This window comes from Gluconobacter sphaericus NBRC 12467, from assembly GCF_006539125.1.
GTDB lineage: Bacteria > Pseudomonadota > Alphaproteobacteria > Acetobacterales > Acetobacteraceae > Gluconobacter > Gluconobacter sphaericus.
In genome coordinates this window covers 1-16,248 of sequence record NZ_BJMK01000042.1, presented here as the reverse complement: position 1 = coordinate 16,248, position 16,248 = coordinate 1, and the positions used below count along the sequence as shown (strand labels likewise).

Below are 16,248 nucleotides of genomic sequence, written 5' to 3'. Positions count from 1 at the left end.
CGCCTTCATAGCCGATGAGGATCGTTCCTGATGGTTACGGAAGATATTCCGCAAACCATCAGGAATCATGATATGGTCAGAGCTGGCCGGGAACGTTACGCAGGAAGGCGACGCTTTCAACGCAGGCAGCCGCGGCTTCGCGCCCTTTGTTTTCAGCGTCCTTGCGGGAGCGATCTACGGCCTGCTGTTCTGTGTAGGTCGTGAGGATTCCGAAAGCGATCGGTACTTCGGTGGCAAGCTGGGCCTGCATGATGCCGATGGTCGCGCCGAGCGAGATGAACTCGAAATGCGCGGTGTCGCCCTTGATGACGCAGCCAAGGCAGATCACGCCTTCATATTTTCCGGACTTCGCCAGACGCTGGGCCAGAAGCGGCAGTTCGAAAGCGCCAGGCGCGTCATAGACGTCCACATCCGTGATGCCGCGCTCCTCCAGCCATTCGAGCGAACCGTTTTTCAGGCCGCCCGTAATGTTCGTGTTGAAGCGGCTGACCACGATGGCCATTTTCGGCGCAGGCGAAAGACGCAGGTCGGGGGCGACGGGGATATGCTTGCTCATGCCGGCTGTTCCTGAAGGAAATGGCCCATCCGCGTGCGTTTGGTCGCAAGATAGGCCCGATTGAAAGGATTGGCTTCGATTTCCAGCCGCTCGCTGGATTTCACGTCAAAGCCGAAGCGGACGAGGTTGGATTCCTTGTCCGGATTGTTCGTCAGAAGGCGGAGCGAACTCACGCCCAGATGCCGCAGCAGGTCGGCGGCCGCATCCCATTCGCGGGCATCGGCGGGCAGGCCGAGGGCCTCGTTGGCTTCCACTGTATCCATCCCATGATCCTGAAGCTCGTAAGCGCGGATCTTGTTGGCCAGTCCGATCCCACGGCCTTCATGGCCCCGCAGATAGACCAGCACGCCGGATTCGGATGCCGAAATCCGCTCCAGAGCCTCGCGGAGCTGCGCGCCACAGTCGCAGCGCATGGAGCCGAGCGCATCGCCCGTCACACATTCCGAATGCAGACGCACCAGCGGCACGCCTTTGGATGGATCGCCCTTCACCAGCGCGACATGTTCTACGCCATCGACAGCGCGGAAGGCATGAATGCGCAGATCGTGGCCGCCGAAAATGCTGGGGAGGGCGGATTCGGCCACCATTTCGCCCGCAGCTGGAACAGGTGTGCAGATCAGGTCATGGTCTGCGACGGGCCCACGGCCATGCTCGCGGCACCACTCCTGAAGATCCGCGATGCTGACGATGGGCATGTTGTGGCGTGCTGCATATTTTCGCAGTTCGGGCAGGCGCATCATGCTGCCGTCATCGGCCATGATCTCGCAGATCACGCCTGCGGGCTCCAGCCCGGCCAGACGCGCGATGTCGATCGAACCTTCCGTATGACCGTTGCGGCCCAGAACGCCTTCAGGGTGTGCCCGAAGCGGGAAAATGTGACCGGGTGATACGACGTCTTCCGGTGTCGCAGTCGGATTGGCGGCGATGACGATCGTGCGGGCGCGGTCGGCGGCAGAAATGCCGGTCGTCACACCTGTTGCCGCTTCGATCGAAACCGTGAAGGCCGTGCCGCGCGGGTCGCGGTTGCGTGCCACCATCGGGGGCAGGGCCAGGCGGTCGGCCTGTTCGGCTTCCAGCGGCAGGCAGATCAGCCCGCGCGCCTCGCGGACCATGAAGTTGATGGCTTCCGGCGTGGCGAACTGTGCCGCCATGACCAGATCGCCCTCGTTCTCCCGGTTTTCGTCATCGACCATGACGACCATGCCACCGGCGCGGATGGCCTCGATGGCGGCTTTCAGGGACGGCTTCATGAGGCCACCTTTCCAAGGCTGGGGGAGAACCGCAGCAGGTTCTCGACATATTTGGACAGCACATCGACTTCCACATCCATCCGGTCTCCGACCGACAGCGTGGAGAGGTTGGTGTGCTCCCAGGTGTGCGGGATGATCGTCAGGCCGACTTCAAAACCGGGCTGATTGCCGCGCGTGATGTCATCATGCAGATCGTTCACCGTCAGGCTGATGCCGTCGAAGGTGATGGAGCCCTTTTCCACGACATACTGGCGCAGCGCCTGCGGGACGAACACGCGCAGGGCATAGGAATCGCCCGCTTTTTCAACACTGGCGAGGGTCGCCACGCCATCCACATGGCCCTGCACGATATGGCCTGAAAGGCGCGTGCTGGCGGCGACGGCGCGTTCCAGATTGACGCGCGATCCGGTTTTCAGCTGGTCCAGCGGTGTTCGGGACAGCGTCTCGCCGCTGAGATGGAACGTCGCCACGCCTGCTGAATCGAAAGTCTCGACCGTCAGACACACACCATTGATCGCCACGCTTTCGCCGAGTTCCAGATCGGGGAATCCGGTCTCTACGGTCAGGTCCATGGCCTTGTCGCGGACGGAGGCGGCGCGGACTGTGCCCAGACGCTCTATGATTCCAGAGAACATGCGTTTTCCCTCAGCAGTCGCAGCGGGCTTTCGTCCCGCGATTTCAGATCGATGCGGTCAGTGGCCGCAGTTTTATGAATGGTGAGCCAGTCGTCCCACAGCCCGGCCTCGGCGACGGAGGCCAGCAGGGCCGGTCCGGCTTCGATCATCGCCCAGTTTGCGCCGCGCTCCGCCAGCAGGGCCGGGACGGAGAGCAGGTCGGAACTGGTAAGGACCTCGAACCCATTTTCTGTCATCTCCGCAACCCAGTCCGCCGGAAGGCGGCCGTGGCGGTCGCAGACGACCAGAAGGCGCGGCTTGCGGCCCTCATGGTCCGGGACATGCCGGACCGTGAAGCGCGGGCGGTCTGCCAGAACGGTGCCGATCCCGGTGATGATCGCATCCGTCGCCCGGCGCAGGCGATGCGCGAGGACGAGCGAGTCCGGAGATGTGAAGGTTTTCTGCCCCGGCGGCGGCACCATGGAGCCGTGTTCGTCCAGCGCCTGCTTGACGCTGATCCACGGGCGGCGCCGGACGACGCGGCTTACGAAAGGGGCCAGAAGAGCGCGGCATTCCCGCGCCAGATCTGCCATGTGCGGCCGGTCCGCCAGCATGACCACGCGCTTTGCGCCGGGCTCTTCGCGCAGCCGGTCTGCTCCGCCGGAGGCCTGCGGGTTTGGATCGGCCGCACCAATCCAGACTTCCTGAACCGGGCTGTTGCGAAGGGCTTCGCTGCATGGAGGGGTGCGCCCGGTGTGATTGCACGGCTCCAGCGTGACAAGAGCCACCCGTGCCTGATCCAGAACGCCTGCCGCCCGGGCCTGCGCCAGAGCCATGGCTTCAGCGTGGGGCTGTCCCGCGCGTGGATGAACGCCGACCGTCAGGACACGACCTTCGGCATCCAGCAGCGCACATCCGACGGACGGGTTGGGTGCCGTGGCACCAAAGGTCTCGACAGCCTGCGAGATGGCCGCACGAAATCCGTCGCGAATGGCGCTCGGTGCTACTGTGTCGGAAAAGGTGGTCTGGTCAGGCAAGTTGCGTCTTCTGGTCCCGTTACGATCGGGACGTCCGCAAGGCGCACGCCGCCCTCAGCCGGAGCGAAAAACAGGCGGGGCTGCAAGTACCCAACCTGTCCGCGACCGGACAAGTGCTGCGTTCTCTTCCATCCGGACTATAACCGTCGGCTCCGGAGTCTCACCGGATCTGCTTGTCCCTTCCTGACCGAAATCCGGAAGGCGCTCGCGGGCTGAGGCGGGGAAAACCGCCAATACCGCCGGTGGGGAATTTCACCCCGCCCTGAGAACGTCTGTGTTCAAGAAGAACTATGGAACCGTCCGGACGGGAATGACAAGCAAAAATGCGTTCGCACTCCAGTGAGGACAGATCCGGTCTGTTGGGCCGATACGAAAAAGCCGCCAGATCCGAAGAGCTGGCGGCCTGTCCAATAACCCGGAGAAGAGGCTCAATTTCGGGAAGCCGGGATGTTACGCTGAATGGCGTTTTGTGTGGCATTGGCCCCGCGAGAAACGTCATGCCCGATCGAACTCACGTCCTGACCGGCGCCATGAACGGTATTGCAGGCCGAGAGCGAAACACCTGCACCGGACAGAAGAGCCAAGGATAGGGCAACGCGCGCGATGGATTTGGTGGACATAGGTAAAAATCCTCTAAAAGAGCGTTTTGCCTTGTAAACGACATCCAATGACAATGGTTCATAATAGGAAGAGGAATTTTTTTCTCAGGTAATGAGCCGTTCAGACCGAGAAAATGACTTGATACCCTTCTGACGGGGCTCTTTCTGAACGACCTGCGCCGTTACGCGTTTTGCTAATTTTTTTCTTCTGCTGTGAGGATCCATGTCCAGCTCCCAGAACCGTCCTGTCATTGTCTGGTTTCGAGATGATCTGCGCATGGCAGACCATCCTGCCCTGCATGAAGCCGCTGCTTCCGGCCGGCCGCTGATCTGTCTCTACATTCTTGATGATGTCACGCCGCCTCTCCACCCTCTCGGAGCGGCCGCACGCTGGTGGCTTCATGGAGCGCTGGCTGATTTGCGACGGAACCTGGAAAAACAGGGCGGAACGCTGCTGACGCTTTCCGGCTCGGCTGAAAAGCTGCTTCCGCAGCTCGCGAAACAGACGGATGCGGCCTCTGTTCACTGGCATCATCGTTTGCATGAACGCGAGCGGGCGCTGGATGATCGCATCCGGCAGGCGCTGGAAGAGCAGGGATCTGAGGTTCACGCGCAATGGGGCACGGTTCTGGTCGATCCGGAGAGCGTGCAGACGAAACAGGGCGGATTCTACAAGGTCTGCGGGTCGTTCTGGAAAGCGCTTCAGACCCATGCAGTTTCCGAACCGCTCGAAACGCCGTCCCGTCTGTCGTTCCATGCCGTGCCGGACTCTGTCCTGTCCGATGCCCGACTGAACGAGGGAAGCCTCTGTCCGCAGGCGCCGGACTGGGCGGTAGGTTTTCGCAAAGCCTGGGAGACGGGCGAGGCCGAAGGGCAGGAGCATCTTGAAGATTTTCTAAAGAATTCCGTCGCGGGCTATCCTAAAGGCCGGGACCGGGTGGCGGAGGAAGGAACGTCCCGCCTGTCGCCCTATCTCGCCTCCGGTGCAGTATCGCCTCGGCAGGTTTGGGCCTCGCTTCAGAAGCACGGTGCACATACGGAGGGACCGCGGATTTTCCTGTCTGAACTCGGCTGGAGGGAATTCGCCCGTTACACGCTGTATCACCTGCCGAAACTGCCGTTTGAAAACCTGAACCCCAAGTTTTCCGGAATGCAATGGCGGAAGAGTTTGGCCGATCTGAAAGCCTGGCAGCGCGGGCAGACGGGAGTGCCCATCGTGGATGCCGGAATGCGTCAGCTCTGGCAGACCGGCTGGATGCATAACAGGGCGCGCATGATCGTAGGGTCTTTTCTGACGAAGCATCTGCTGATCGACTGGAAGGAAGGGGAAGCCTGGTTCCGCGATACGCTTGTGGATGCGGATTTCGCGAACAATGCCATGAACTGGCAATGGGTAGCCGGCACGGGCATTGAAGCCACGCCGTTCTTCCGGGTTTTCAATCCCACGCGACAGGCCGAGAAGTTTGACCCGGACGGCGATTATATCCGTCAGTGGGTTCCCGAGCTACGCCGTCTTTCCGGCAAGGCATTGTTCGAGCCCTGGGCAACGGGAGACGAGGATCTGCGAAGGGGGGGCGTCGTTCTTGGGAGAAACTATCCCCGCCCCATCGTCGATCTGAAGGACGGGCGGGACCGTGCCCTTCAGGCGTTCAGGACCCTTTAAGGCCCTGAAAATCCGGCCCCGTCAGAAGGGCCGGAGCGAGCAGATTAGAGACCGCCGTTTAGGAAGTTGTTCACGTCGCTGCGCGTCTTGTTGCCGAGGGCGTTGACACGGTCGCGCTGTTCCTGCGGCGCATTCTTGAGTTGCTGCAGGCGCTGGGTCTGCTGGTCACGCAAGTTGGTCAGCTTGGACTGTTCGCTGCTGATCTGTTTCTGCAGGCGAGCCTTCTGGTTGGCCGGGGCGTTCGTGTACTTGTCCTTCAGGTCCTGAATCCGCTTTTCACGAGCGGCCTGCGCGTCCTGGGACTGCTTTTGATAGTTCTGAACCTTACTGTTCAGGCAGTCTTCCCGCTGTGCCAGACGACCGAGGACACCGGTCTGACCATTCTGCTGGCAGGTGCTCGAGGTCGTGCTCTCTGCTGCATGAGCCTGCGGCGCGAGGGAAACCGCGCTGGCAATTAGTCCTACAGCAAGCATCGAGCGGGAAAAGAGAGGGAAGTTCATAAAATCTCCTGTAAACAGATCAATAAAATAGAGCACGCCCTGATGGCGGGAATGTGGCTGTTTCTGAAAAGACCTATTCCATACCCTCGGCAATCATCGATATCCGTTCTGGGTCCAGTAATTTGATATGGGTGATGCTTCTAATATTGATGAGTTTCTCTTTTTTGAATGCGCTTAGGATCCGGCTGACTGTCTCAATAGTGAGTCCAAGATAATCCGCAATATCAGTGCGTGGCATCGGTAGATCGAGTTCGATCGTGTGGGATGGGTCCGGCCGGTCCAGATGGGAGCAACGTTCGATCAGGAATGTGGCCACGCGCTCACGGGCCGTCTTGCGTCCCAGAAGCGTCATGCGGGCCTGCATCAGGGCCAGTTCGCGGGAAGCTTCCTCGCGCAGGCGGTGTTCGAGGCTGGGGAACCGTTCGGTCAGGCGCTGCATGCCTGCATGGGGGAAGCGGCAGAGCGTGGCGCCGCCAAGAGCCTCGGCCCCGAAGGCATAGCTGGTGGAAGCGGCAAGTCCCAGGAAGTCCCCGCCTTCCGCAAAGCCGGTGATCTGGCGCCGGCCATCTGGAAGAAGGGTAAAGAGCTTGACCCGCCCGCCGGTCACGACAAAGAAATCATTGGCCGGTTCGCCTTCCTCGATAAAGGAACGGCCGTCCGCGACTGTCATGCGGGAAGATTCATTGGCAAGAATGGCCAGGTCACAGTCATCAATGCTGTTGCAGATACTCAGACGCCGCCCCACGCAATGGGCGCATCGATCATGGACATCCTCTGCACTATGTGACGCTGACATGATGAACCCCGTTTGCGTTGTGCTGACCTCAGCCTGAAGACTTTCAGCCACACTACCACATAATTTACCAGACTTGATTCAGGTCAAGGTGATGGGTGGGGAGGAGTGCTTTGTGAGGCTCAACAAATGTTGATGGAACATCCAGATGAAATTTAACGTTTTCGCGCTGGCTGCCGCAGTTGGTGCCGTTGCCACTCCGGCATTTGCCCAAACGACCCCCGCCGCCGCTCCTGCCGCGCCGCAAGTCATGGTCAGCGCCCCCATGACAGCAGCTCCAGTGCCTTCCGTAAACATCCATGCTCCTGCATCGGGGCACTGCGGTTTGTTCCAGACCTGCGCCAATACACGTATCGGCCTCGGCAAGGGCGATTTCATCGTCCGTCTGTCCGCTCTCGGCGTCTTGCCGGAAGACCGTGACAGCAGCCTGTCTCTGAACGGCGCCCATCTTGGTGGCCGTGTGAAGACGACGCGTCAGGTCATGCCGGAACTGACGTTTGAATATTTCTTCACGGACAATGTATCTGTGGACCTAATTGCGGCCAGCACCCGTCACGAAATCGCTGCTGAAGGCGTTCCGGGTCTGGGTAAGGTCGATGTCGGCAGCGCCTGGGTTCTGCCGCCGACGGTCACGTTCGCCTGGCATTTCCGTCCGCACAAGCGTTTCAATCCGTATGTGGGTGTCGGCGCCACGTTGGCCTGGTTCCACAACGTTTCTCCCGCAGGCGGCCCTCTGACCCAGAAACTGAACCTCGGCGTAACCGGTGGCCCGTCCGTCAATGTCGGTTTCGACTACCAGGTCGTTGGCAACTGGTTCTTCAATTTTGACGTGAAGCAGATGTTCATGCGGGTCCATGCCTGGGCGCAGAACAATGCCGAGACCACAAAGATTACGGCTCATGATTCCCTTGACCCGACCGTCGTTGGTGCTGGTATCGAATACCGCTTCTGATTCTCAGGTCAGGATACGGGTATTGAGAAAAGCGGCCCCTCTTAAAGAGGGGCCGCTTTTTTTCATTTTTGTGGCAGTCTCATAAAACTTTTGCAATGAGATCATTCGGGAAGTGCAAAAGTCCCGTCATTTCCTTATGTGACATCTGTCGTGCTGCCATGGGTATGGTCAGGCCGTCTGCCATGAAAATGTCTGACTGGTGGCCGATATATCATTTTTCAGACGTTCCGGACGAAACGGGTCGTCTGTTCTGACAGAGTTACGGGGTTTTCTATTAGCATGCGCGTTCCACGCGTCGGCGCGCTGGCCATAGGCCTGCTATGCCTGGCCATCCTTTTCTTTATCGTCCTGCGGTTCCGAACCCCGCATTCACCCGTTGCAGCGGTCGAGTCCCCCATGGTGACGCAGTTGCAGGGGCACTTTGTCGTGCGCGAAGGTAGCCCGCTTGAGAAACGCCTGATCATCCAGGAGGTTGCCAGCGTTTCCCGCGGTCATGGTCTCGTGCTCCCTGCACAGATCATGACGGCACCCGACCGGCAGGTGAATGTCTACGCGCCTGTCACCGGGCGGATCACCGGTGTTTCGGTCCATCTGGGCCAGAAGGTCCATCGCGGACAGGTCCTCGCGACGATTGCCGCCGGCGATCTGGATCAGGCCTGGGCCGATGATACCCGTGCCCGCGCGACCCTTGATTTCGCACGCCGGGCTTATACCCGCGCCCAGGGCGTTCAGGCGATCGGCGGCAATGCCGTCAAGGATCTGGAATCTGCTCGCAATGATCTGGCACAGGCTCAGGCGGAAGCCGAGCGAACACAGCGCAGGCTTCAGGTTTTGGGCGCACGTCCGGGCTATTCGTCCCAGGGACAGGCCCCGCTCATCTCGCCGGTAGATGGTGTTGTGTCCATGACGACCATGGCACCAGGCGAGAACATCACCGACCCGACTGCGATACAGATGACGGTTCTCGACCTGTCCGAAGTCTGGATTGCAGCCGCCATTCCGCAGGACAACCTGGCGCAGATCAACAACGACAATGTGCTCTCGGTTCGCTTCGATGAATTCCCGGGGCGAACCTGCTCCGGACGTGTCGTCAGCTTCGATCCTGCACTCCATACCGATACGCGTCGGGTGAATGCCTATATCGCCTGCCCGAACACCGATGGTGCCCTGCGCCCAGGCATGTTCGTGGATGCGACGCTGAATGTCCCGCAGGGCAATGATATCATCATCCCCAAGACCGCACTCCTGATGAACAACGATCAGGTGTCCGTTTTCGTCGAAGTTGCGCCGCGGATATTCCAGCGTCGCGACATCGTCATCAGCTATGACGAGGGCGACAGTGTCCGTGTGCTCAAAGGGCTTTCCGCCGGCGAACGCGTCGTGACGAGCGGTGCCATTCTTTTGAATGATGACTGATCCGGTGGCCCTGAGCTGATGATCGAACGTTTCATCTCCTGGTGCTTCAACCACCGGAACATCGTTTTCTTTTCCGCCCTCATCCTGGCGCTTCTCGGTGGTCTTTCCTGGAAGATCCTACCGGTCGAGGCCTATCCGGATCTGGGCGCGGTCAGTGTGTCGATCACGACGCAGCAGGAAGGTCTGGCTGCCGAGGAAATGGAGCAGCAGGTCACGATCCCGCTCGAGCGGACGCTGGCCAGCGTTCCGGGCGTGACAGACAGCCGCTCCACCAGTACGTTCGGCCTGTCGCTGATCACGCTGATCTTCCGTGAAGGCACAAATGTCTACGCGGCGCGCCAGCTTGTGGAGACGCAGCTTGCCAACAACCCACTAAGCAACGGTGCCATGCCGTCGCTCGGCCCAATTTCCGGCCCGAGCGGCGAGATTTATCGCTATACGCTGGAATCCGACGACAAGAACCTTCTGGAGTTGTCCGATCTTCAGCGCTGGACCGTCATTCCGGCGATCCAGCATGTGCCTGGCGTCGTCAACGTGGACAATTTCGGCGGTCTGACTCGCGAGTACCAGCTCGTTCTCGATCCGGCCTCCATGATACGCTATCATGTCGGTCTTGAGGACGTACTGACGGCCATCCGCAACAGCAACGCCAATGCCGGCGGCGGCCGCGTCAGCCGGGGCGAGCAGTCTTACATCATTCGCGGGATCGGCATGATCCATACGCTGGATGACATGGGCAACATCGTCGTTGCCAGCCATGGCGGTGTCCCGGTCTTCGTCAAAGATCTGGGGCAGGTCCAGTTCGGGCATCAGGTCCGTCAGGGCATTCTGGGTAAAGACAAGAATCCCGACACCATCGAAGGTGTGGTGACGATGCTGAGCGGGGAAAACCCCTCACTCGTGCTCGACGGGCTCCACAGCACGGTGGCCAAGCTCCAGCAGCAGCTCGCGCCGAGCCATGTCCGCATCGTGCCTTATATGGACCGTGATCATCTGGTCCTGTCCACGACCCACAAGGTCACGGAAACGATGATCGAGGGTATTCTCCTCGTCGGCGTGATCCTGACCCTGTTCCTTGGCAGCCCCCGCAGTGCCATCGTCACCGCCGTGACAATACCGCTCGCGCTGTCGGTCGTGTTCGTGCTGATGCACAGCTTTGGCATGTCGGCGAACCTGTTTTCGCTCGGCGCCATCGATTTCGGCGTGATCGTGGATGGTGCGATCGTCATCACCGAGACGATCCTCCGTATCCGCGAGGAGCGCCCGACCGAAGCGCTCGTGCCGTCCGAAGTCCTATCCGTCGCCCAGCGCGCAGGAAGGGCGATCTTCTCGTCAACGCTCGTCATCATCGTGGCCTACAGCCCGCTCTTTGCCTTCGAGGGCAGTGAGGGCAAGCTGTTTCGTCCGATGGCCTATACCGTCAGCTTCGCGCTGCTGGGTGCGTTGCTCTGCGCCCTGACGCTCATTCCGTCCCTGACCTATCTGGCTCTGCACAAGCCCAGACACATCTGGCACAACCGACCGCTGGAATGGCTGCATGCGCGTTATACGCACTGGCTCGGCCATTTCATCGACCGTCCACTGATCGCCTATGGTGCCGGTGCTGCCGCCATGGTCGCGGTCGTGATCCTGGGCGCGACGATCGGACGTGAATTCCTGCCCGATCTGGACGAGGGGTCGCTCTGGCTTCAGGTGCAGATGCCGACGGGTATTTCGCTGGAAAAGGGCGAATCCATTGCCAACGAACTACGGCATGCGATCCGCGAGTTCCCCGAGACGTCCTACGCCATCACTCAGCTTGGCCGCTCTGATGACGGTACCGACCCCTGGACGCCGTCTCATATCGAAATGCCGGTTGGGCTCAAGCCGTATGACCAGTGGCCGTCCGGCGAGACAAAATCGCAGTTCGTCGAACGTCTACGCGCCCGTTTGTCCAGGATTCCGGGGATCGATTTCGGCATCAGCCAGCCGATCCAGGACAATATGAGCGATCTGGTCGGCGGAGCGCACAGCCCACTCGTCCTGCGTGTTTATGGCAATGATTTCCAGGAACTGCGCCGTATTGGCCAACAGATTGTGGACATTCTTCATCAGGTTCCGGGGACGGCCGAAGCGTCGATCTTTCAGGAGCCGCGCATCCCACAGATCGACGTAGTGGCCGACCGTTTGGCTGCGGCCCGGTATGGTATCAACATCTCGGATATTTCCGACGTGGTATCGAATGCCATCGGCGATGCTCCCATCACGACCGTCTATGTAGATGATCGCTTCTACAATGCGACGCTGCATATCCGCCGCAAGGATTTGCAGGACATGCAGGCCCTGTCGCAGATTCCGCTTCTGGATGCGGAAGGGGCTTATATCCCGCTGTCACAGGTCGCGCATGTCGGGCTGCATATGGGTGAAAGCAACATCGCCCATGAAATGAGCCATCGCCAGATCACCATCCGTGTGGATAACGGCAAACGACCGCTCTCGCAGTATCTGGCAGATGCGCAGGGTCGCATCGATCAGCAGCTGCACTACGACAAGGAAAAATACACGCTCGAATGGGCCGGCTCTTTCCAGCAGGAAGAGCGGGCCCAAAAGCGCCTGATGATTGCGCTGGGCGTGATGTTCGCTGTCATGCTGGTGCTGCTGTTCGCGGAGTTCCGCAAGATCCGTCAGGCCCTGTTGATCCTCAGTGTCGTGCCGCTGGCGACGCTGGGTGGCCTGATCGCGCTGCATGTCCGGGGCGAGACGCTGAACATCGCCACCGCCGTGGGCTTCATCGCCTTGTTCGGGGTGGCTGTGCAGAACGGTATCATCATGATCGCCAGTATCAACCGCCATCGCGCGGAAGGTCTGGGCGTGCGCGATGCGACCATCGCTGGTGCAGCCGAACGGTTCCGACCGGTTCTTATGACTGCCACGGTCGCGACGGCGGGCATGTTCCCCGCTGCCCTTGCCACGGGCGTGGGCACGGACGTGCAGCGCGGTCTGGCAACGGTCGTGGTGGGCGGTCTGGGGATCGCCACGCTGCTGACGCTGTTCGCCCTGCCGGTCTATTTCAGCGAGCTTGAAATGTGGGTTGAACGCCGGGATGCGAAGAAGCATCCGCAATCTGCCACAGACGGAGCCGGATCATGAAGATGCGCTCTCTGATGTTCCGTCGTGCGTCGTTTCTGCTATGTCTGACGGCGCTTTCCGCCTGTGCGGTCGGTCCGGATTTCCATCGCCCTGATCTGCCAAAACACGCGGCCTACGAGAGCGAGCCCCTGACCGCGACCGCCGGGCATGGTGTTACAGGTGCAACTGTTCCTCAGCAGTTCCTGTCTGGCGCGGATATTCCGGGCCAGTGGTGGACGGTGTTCGGCAATCCGTCCCTGAATGCGCTCGTCAATCAGGCTCTTGCCAACAACCAATCGCTGCGTGCCATGCAGCAGGGCCTCAAATCTGCCTGGGAACAGCGGCGGATCGAGGGTGCAGGTCTGTATCCAACGCTCTCCGCTTCGTTCAACCCGACGCGAAACAAGACGTCCAAGGTCTATTCTCCCGTTCCGAACTCGAATGTGTGGCTCTATAATGTCCACACTGCGCAGCTGAATATCGGTTATGTGCCGGATCTGTGGGGCGGAACGCGCCGAGCGATCGAGGCCGCTGGAGCGCAGGCGGACCTGCAGAAATTCCAGCTCGAAGCCACCGCACTGACCATGATTTCCGATCTGGTGAATGCGACGATCGAGGAAGCCACGATCCGTGCCGAGATCGACGCCACGAACGAGCTCATCCGCAGCCAGCGTGCCGTGCTGAAGACCGTTACGGCCGAGCAGAGCCTCGGCAATGCATCGCGGCAGGACATGGCCCAGCAGATGGCATCTGTAGCCCAGCTTGAGGCGACGTTGCCGGATCTGAATCTGCAACTGGCCCAGACACGGGACCAGATGGCCGTGCTGGTTGGAGTGACCCCCAATTCGCCGTTGCCTGAGTTCCGACTGGAGCAGTTCACCCTGCCGAAAACCCTCCCGGTCTCGCTGCCGGCCGACCTGTTGAACCAGCGTCCAGACATCCGCGCAGCGCAGGCACAGATCCAGTCTGCCAGCGCCCAGATTGGTGTTGCCATCGCCAACCGTCTGCCGAACGTGCAGCTCAGCGCCACGCCGGCACAGGCCGTCGGCGCCATGAGTGATTTCTTCAAGCCAGGCTATGGCAACTGGACGATTGCTGCGACCGTCATGCAGCCGATCTTCCAGGGTGGTTCTCTCCTGCATGCCGAACGTCAAGCGCGCGACAACCTGCTTCAGGCCAACGAGACCTATAAAGCCACCGTTCTGTCCGCCATTCAGGACGTGGCGGACAGCCTGCATGCAGTCACGTTCGACGCTGATGCCCTGAAATCCAATGAGAATACGCTACAGGCAACGTCGCAGAGCCTGAAAATTGCTCAAGGGCAGCTTAGGCTGGGTGATGTCAGCGAACTGGTCCTGCTTCAGGCCCAACAGACTAATGCGCAAGCCCAGTTGGCCTATGTGCAGGCCGAAGGCGCGCGGTTCTCCGACAGCGTGGGGCTGTTCCAGGCTCTGGGTGGTGGTTGGTGGAACCGCAATGATATGGGTATGACACCGGCGGCGCAGAAGGCGCTCGGCAAGTCTCTGGTTCCGTGGTGAGGATCAGGGCTCTGCCCTGAAACTCGCCAAAGGCTTCGGCATTTGGAAACCGTTTAATTGGAATCGGGATCAAAGGGACTGCGTCCCTTTGCCGGGTCTGGGGCAGAGCCCCAGACAGGCTGACCTGATCCTTCTCAGGATCAGATCAGCCCGATCCGCTTCTTACGGACGCGGTGCGTAAATTGCGCTCAGGCGATCCGGCGTACCTTCGATGCGCTCCAGATGCGGGTAACGCAGACCGTCGTGATAGGGAATAGAGACGGTGCTGACATGGTCGCCGGACTTCACAATCAGACGGATAACCTGCTTCGGATCCTTCTGCGCGTTCGTGACGGCATGGAGCAGACGCTGCGGCGTGAAGCTCATGTCATTGACAGCCAGGATCGTCATGCCCGGAATCACACCTGCCTTGAAGGCCGGGCTCATCCAGTGTTCACGTCCCACATGTCCGGCGCCGTTCACGGTCAGACCGAGGGAGAAGGACAGGTCCGTGGCATGTCGGGCAGCTTCGCTCGCCGTGATGAAAGAGGTCGGCTTGGACGTGTAGACCAGCTTGTATCCACCATTGGTCAGGCCATCGAGCGGCGCGTGCGGCTGGATCGTGTCCAAACGGTCATGCAGAAACTTCGCCCAGTCATAGGGCTGCACGCTGTTGAGTGTCGTGACCACATCGTCGAACTGATAGGGGCTGACAACAAAGCTGCCGCTGTTCGTGCCGAAGAAGGCTTTTGCGAAATCATCTAACGACTTGTGCCCGTCCGACATCTTGCGGATTAGTGCATCAGCATCAAGCCAGACGAGCTGGCCTTCGACGTAATAGTCTTCCGAACGCTGCCAATCGCGCCAGGAGAGGGGCGCGCGCTGCGCAATGACCGGATCGTTCGTCGTGTCTTGCAGCGGGCGCCACTGACGGCCCGTCTGGTTGTCATAGGACGCCGCCATATAGGCTAAGGCTTCGAAGCCCTGATCCTTCGTCACGAGCCCGGAGCGCGCTGCCAGAACATTGCCCCAGTACTGCGTCTGTCCTTCGTAGACCCAGAGCAGGGAGCCACGCTGTGGAGTGTTGAAGTTCGGTGCCCACATATCGGCCGGGCGGCGATACTTGCCGTTCCACGAATGGGTGTATTCATGCGCCAGCAAATCACGCGTAGGGAACGTCTTGTCCCATTCCGTGAAATAGCCCGGAGCCGCGCTGTTCTCGCTGGACTGGTGATGCTCGAGGCCGATGCCGCCGAGTTCTTCCGTCAGGGCCAGCAGGAAGTCGTAGTGGTCATAATGATGCGAGCCGAACAGAGACGTTGCCTGACGCACGAGGTTCTGATGCGCGGCAATCTGCTGTGGCGTGGCGTCCAGTGAATCCGGATCATCCGCTACAACATCCAGTGAAACCGGAACGTGATCCGGTCCAGTTAGGTCGAACTGGCGGAAATAACGCCCGGCATAGATCGGCGAGTCCACAAGCGTATTGAAGGTCGTCGCGTTGAAATGCGTCTCATCGCCATAGGTGGCAGCACGGAGAGCCGAACCGATCTGCCAGCCATGCGGTACACGCACGGAGGGCTGAACCGTAATATCGCGGGTAAAGTATCCAGCCGGATACAGTGAAACCTGGTCCCACTGCACGTTGACGATGGACGGCGTCATAACGACCCGGCCCACACCCGGCGCGATCGGGGTCATAAGCTGGAAATGCAGATCCAGGCTCGGCGTGCTGCTGGAGACCGGAATGTGGAAAGCGGCGACGTTAACCGTATCGCGCTTCCAGTTCAGTGTGCGGCCCCCACTCTGTACACGCAGGCTGGCAAACTGTTCGATAACGCCCGTAGGGGAATGGTCGCCAGGAATCCACATTGGATACAGAAGGACCATCTCCCCCTTCTGCTGCGCCTCTTTCGGCACCGGAACCGTCTCATGGATGGACATGACATGATGAACCGTATCCGTCGCATCGACCGAAACCGTCAGGTTGCCCGGGAAGGGACGATCCTGAGGCTCGGGAACGGGAGCCGGCATAGGCAGCGGCATGGGTTGGGTCTGGGCAAGCGCGGGAGAGATCAGACCGCTGAAAGCTGTCAGGGCGGTCAGAAGACGCAGAGAGGACATGAAGATATTCCGCTTGTAAATCCAATTACTTCAAGCCCTAACCGGCCATGTGGACCTTCACAAGAGGGAAGCCTGCAAGACTGCTCTTATTTACAGGTGGGGAACACTGGTTCCTTATG

13 protein-coding genes and 1 riboswitch are annotated in these 16,248 nt (G+C 60.1%); of the genes, 5 read left to right on the top strand and 8 right to left on the bottom strand.

The annotated features are described in order from the left end of the window. Positions 1–76 precede the first annotated feature (76 nt). The 5 genes from ribH to GSP01_RS13230 all read right to left on the bottom strand — a co-directional run bounded on the left by ribH (position 77) and on the right by GSP01_RS13230 (position 4,077). Positions 77–556: a 6,7-dimethyl-8-ribityllumazine synthase gene (gene ribH / locus GSP01_RS13250; RefSeq protein ID WP_141354249.1), complete on the bottom strand. Its 480-nt coding sequence runs from the start codon at positions 554–556 to the stop codon at positions 77–79. After that, positions 553–1,806 carry a 3,4-dihydroxy-2-butanone-4-phosphate synthase gene (gene ribB / locus GSP01_RS13245; protein ID WP_141354247.1) on the bottom strand — a complete coding sequence of 418 codons (1,254 nt, stop codon included), beginning with the start codon at positions 1,804–1,806 and terminating at the stop codon, positions 553–555. Before ribB ends, ribH begins: the two co-directional genes overlap by 4 nt. Continuing rightward, on the bottom strand, positions 1,803–2,441 hold the full coding sequence (locus tag GSP01_RS13240) for a riboflavin synthase (RefSeq protein ID WP_099285972.1): 639 nt from the start codon (positions 2,439–2,441) through the stop codon (positions 1,803–1,805). Before GSP01_RS13240 ends, ribB begins: the two co-directional genes overlap by 4 nt. Next, positions 2,423–3,457: a bifunctional diaminohydroxyphosphoribosylaminopyrimidine deaminase/5-amino-6-(5-phosphoribosylamino)uracil reductase RibD gene (gene ribD, locus GSP01_RS13235; protein ID WP_141354245.1), complete on the bottom strand. Its 1,035-nt coding sequence runs from the start codon at positions 3,455–3,457 to the stop codon at positions 2,423–2,425. The genes GSP01_RS13240 and ribD overlap by 19 nt, the downstream gene beginning before the upstream one ends. A gap of 116 nt (positions 3,458–3,573) precedes the next feature. Then, a riboswitch (FMN riboswitch) is annotated at positions 3,574–3,731 on the bottom strand. A 154-nt stretch (positions 3,732–3,885) separates the two neighbouring features. Further along, positions 3,886–4,077 carry an entericidin A/B family lipoprotein gene (locus tag GSP01_RS13230; RefSeq protein WP_141354243.1) on the bottom strand — a complete coding sequence of 64 codons (192 nt, stop codon included), beginning with the start codon at positions 4,075–4,077 and terminating at the stop codon, positions 3,886–3,888. A 202-nt stretch (positions 4,078–4,279) separates the two neighbouring features. On the opposite strand from GSP01_RS13230, the gene GSP01_RS13225 reads away from it, so the two are divergent. Continuing rightward, positions 4,280–5,719: a cryptochrome/photolyase family protein gene (locus GSP01_RS13225; RefSeq protein WP_141354241.1), complete on the top strand. Its 1,440-nt coding sequence runs from the start codon at positions 4,280–4,282 to the stop codon at positions 5,717–5,719. A 44-nt stretch (positions 5,720–5,763) separates the two neighbouring features. On the opposite strand, the gene GSP01_RS13220 is transcribed toward GSP01_RS13225, so the two are convergent. Both GSP01_RS13220 and GSP01_RS13215 read right to left on the bottom strand, forming a co-directional pair. Beyond that, positions 5,764–6,219 (bottom strand): hypothetical protein, encoded by a 456-nt coding sequence (locus tag GSP01_RS13220; protein ID WP_141354239.1) that lies wholly within the window; start codon positions 6,217–6,219, stop codon positions 5,764–5,766. A gap of 73 nt (positions 6,220–6,292) precedes the next feature. Continuing rightward, positions 6,293–6,889, bottom strand: a complete 597-nt coding sequence (locus GSP01_RS13215; RefSeq protein WP_141354253.1) for a Crp/Fnr family transcriptional regulator — start codon at positions 6,887–6,889, stop codon at positions 6,293–6,295. Positions 6,890–7,160: 271 nt separating this feature from the next. On the opposite strand from GSP01_RS13215, the gene GSP01_RS13210 reads away from it, so the two are divergent. From GSP01_RS13210 to GSP01_RS13195, 4 genes are all read left to right on the top strand, one after another. Beyond that, positions 7,161–7,964, top strand: a complete 804-nt coding sequence (locus tag GSP01_RS13210; protein WP_141354237.1) for an OmpW/AlkL family protein — start codon at positions 7,161–7,163, stop codon at positions 7,962–7,964. 279 nt (positions 7,965–8,243) lie between these two features. After that, on the top strand, positions 8,244–9,380 hold the full coding sequence (locus tag GSP01_RS13205) for an efflux RND transporter periplasmic adaptor subunit (RefSeq protein WP_141354235.1): 1,137 nt from the start codon (positions 8,244–8,246) through the stop codon (positions 9,378–9,380). An 18-nt stretch (positions 9,381–9,398) separates the two neighbouring features. After that, on the top strand, positions 9,399–12,509 hold the full coding sequence (locus tag GSP01_RS13200; RefSeq protein WP_141354233.1) for an efflux RND transporter permease subunit: 3,111 nt from the start codon (positions 9,399–9,401) through the stop codon (positions 12,507–12,509). Beyond that, entirely contained in the window at positions 12,506–14,026 is a 1,521-nt protein-coding gene (locus GSP01_RS13195; RefSeq protein ID WP_228123913.1) for an efflux transporter outer membrane subunit, read from the top strand. Before GSP01_RS13200 ends, GSP01_RS13195 begins: the two co-directional genes overlap by 4 nt. 162 nt (positions 14,027–14,188) lie before the next feature. On the opposite strand, the gene GSP01_RS13190 is transcribed toward GSP01_RS13195, so the two are convergent. Beyond that, positions 14,189–16,129 carry a M61 family metallopeptidase gene (locus tag GSP01_RS13190; RefSeq protein ID WP_141354231.1) on the bottom strand — a complete coding sequence of 647 codons (1,941 nt, stop codon included), beginning with the start codon at positions 16,127–16,129 and terminating at the stop codon, positions 14,189–14,191. Between the last annotated feature and the right edge of the window lie 119 nt (positions 16,130–16,248).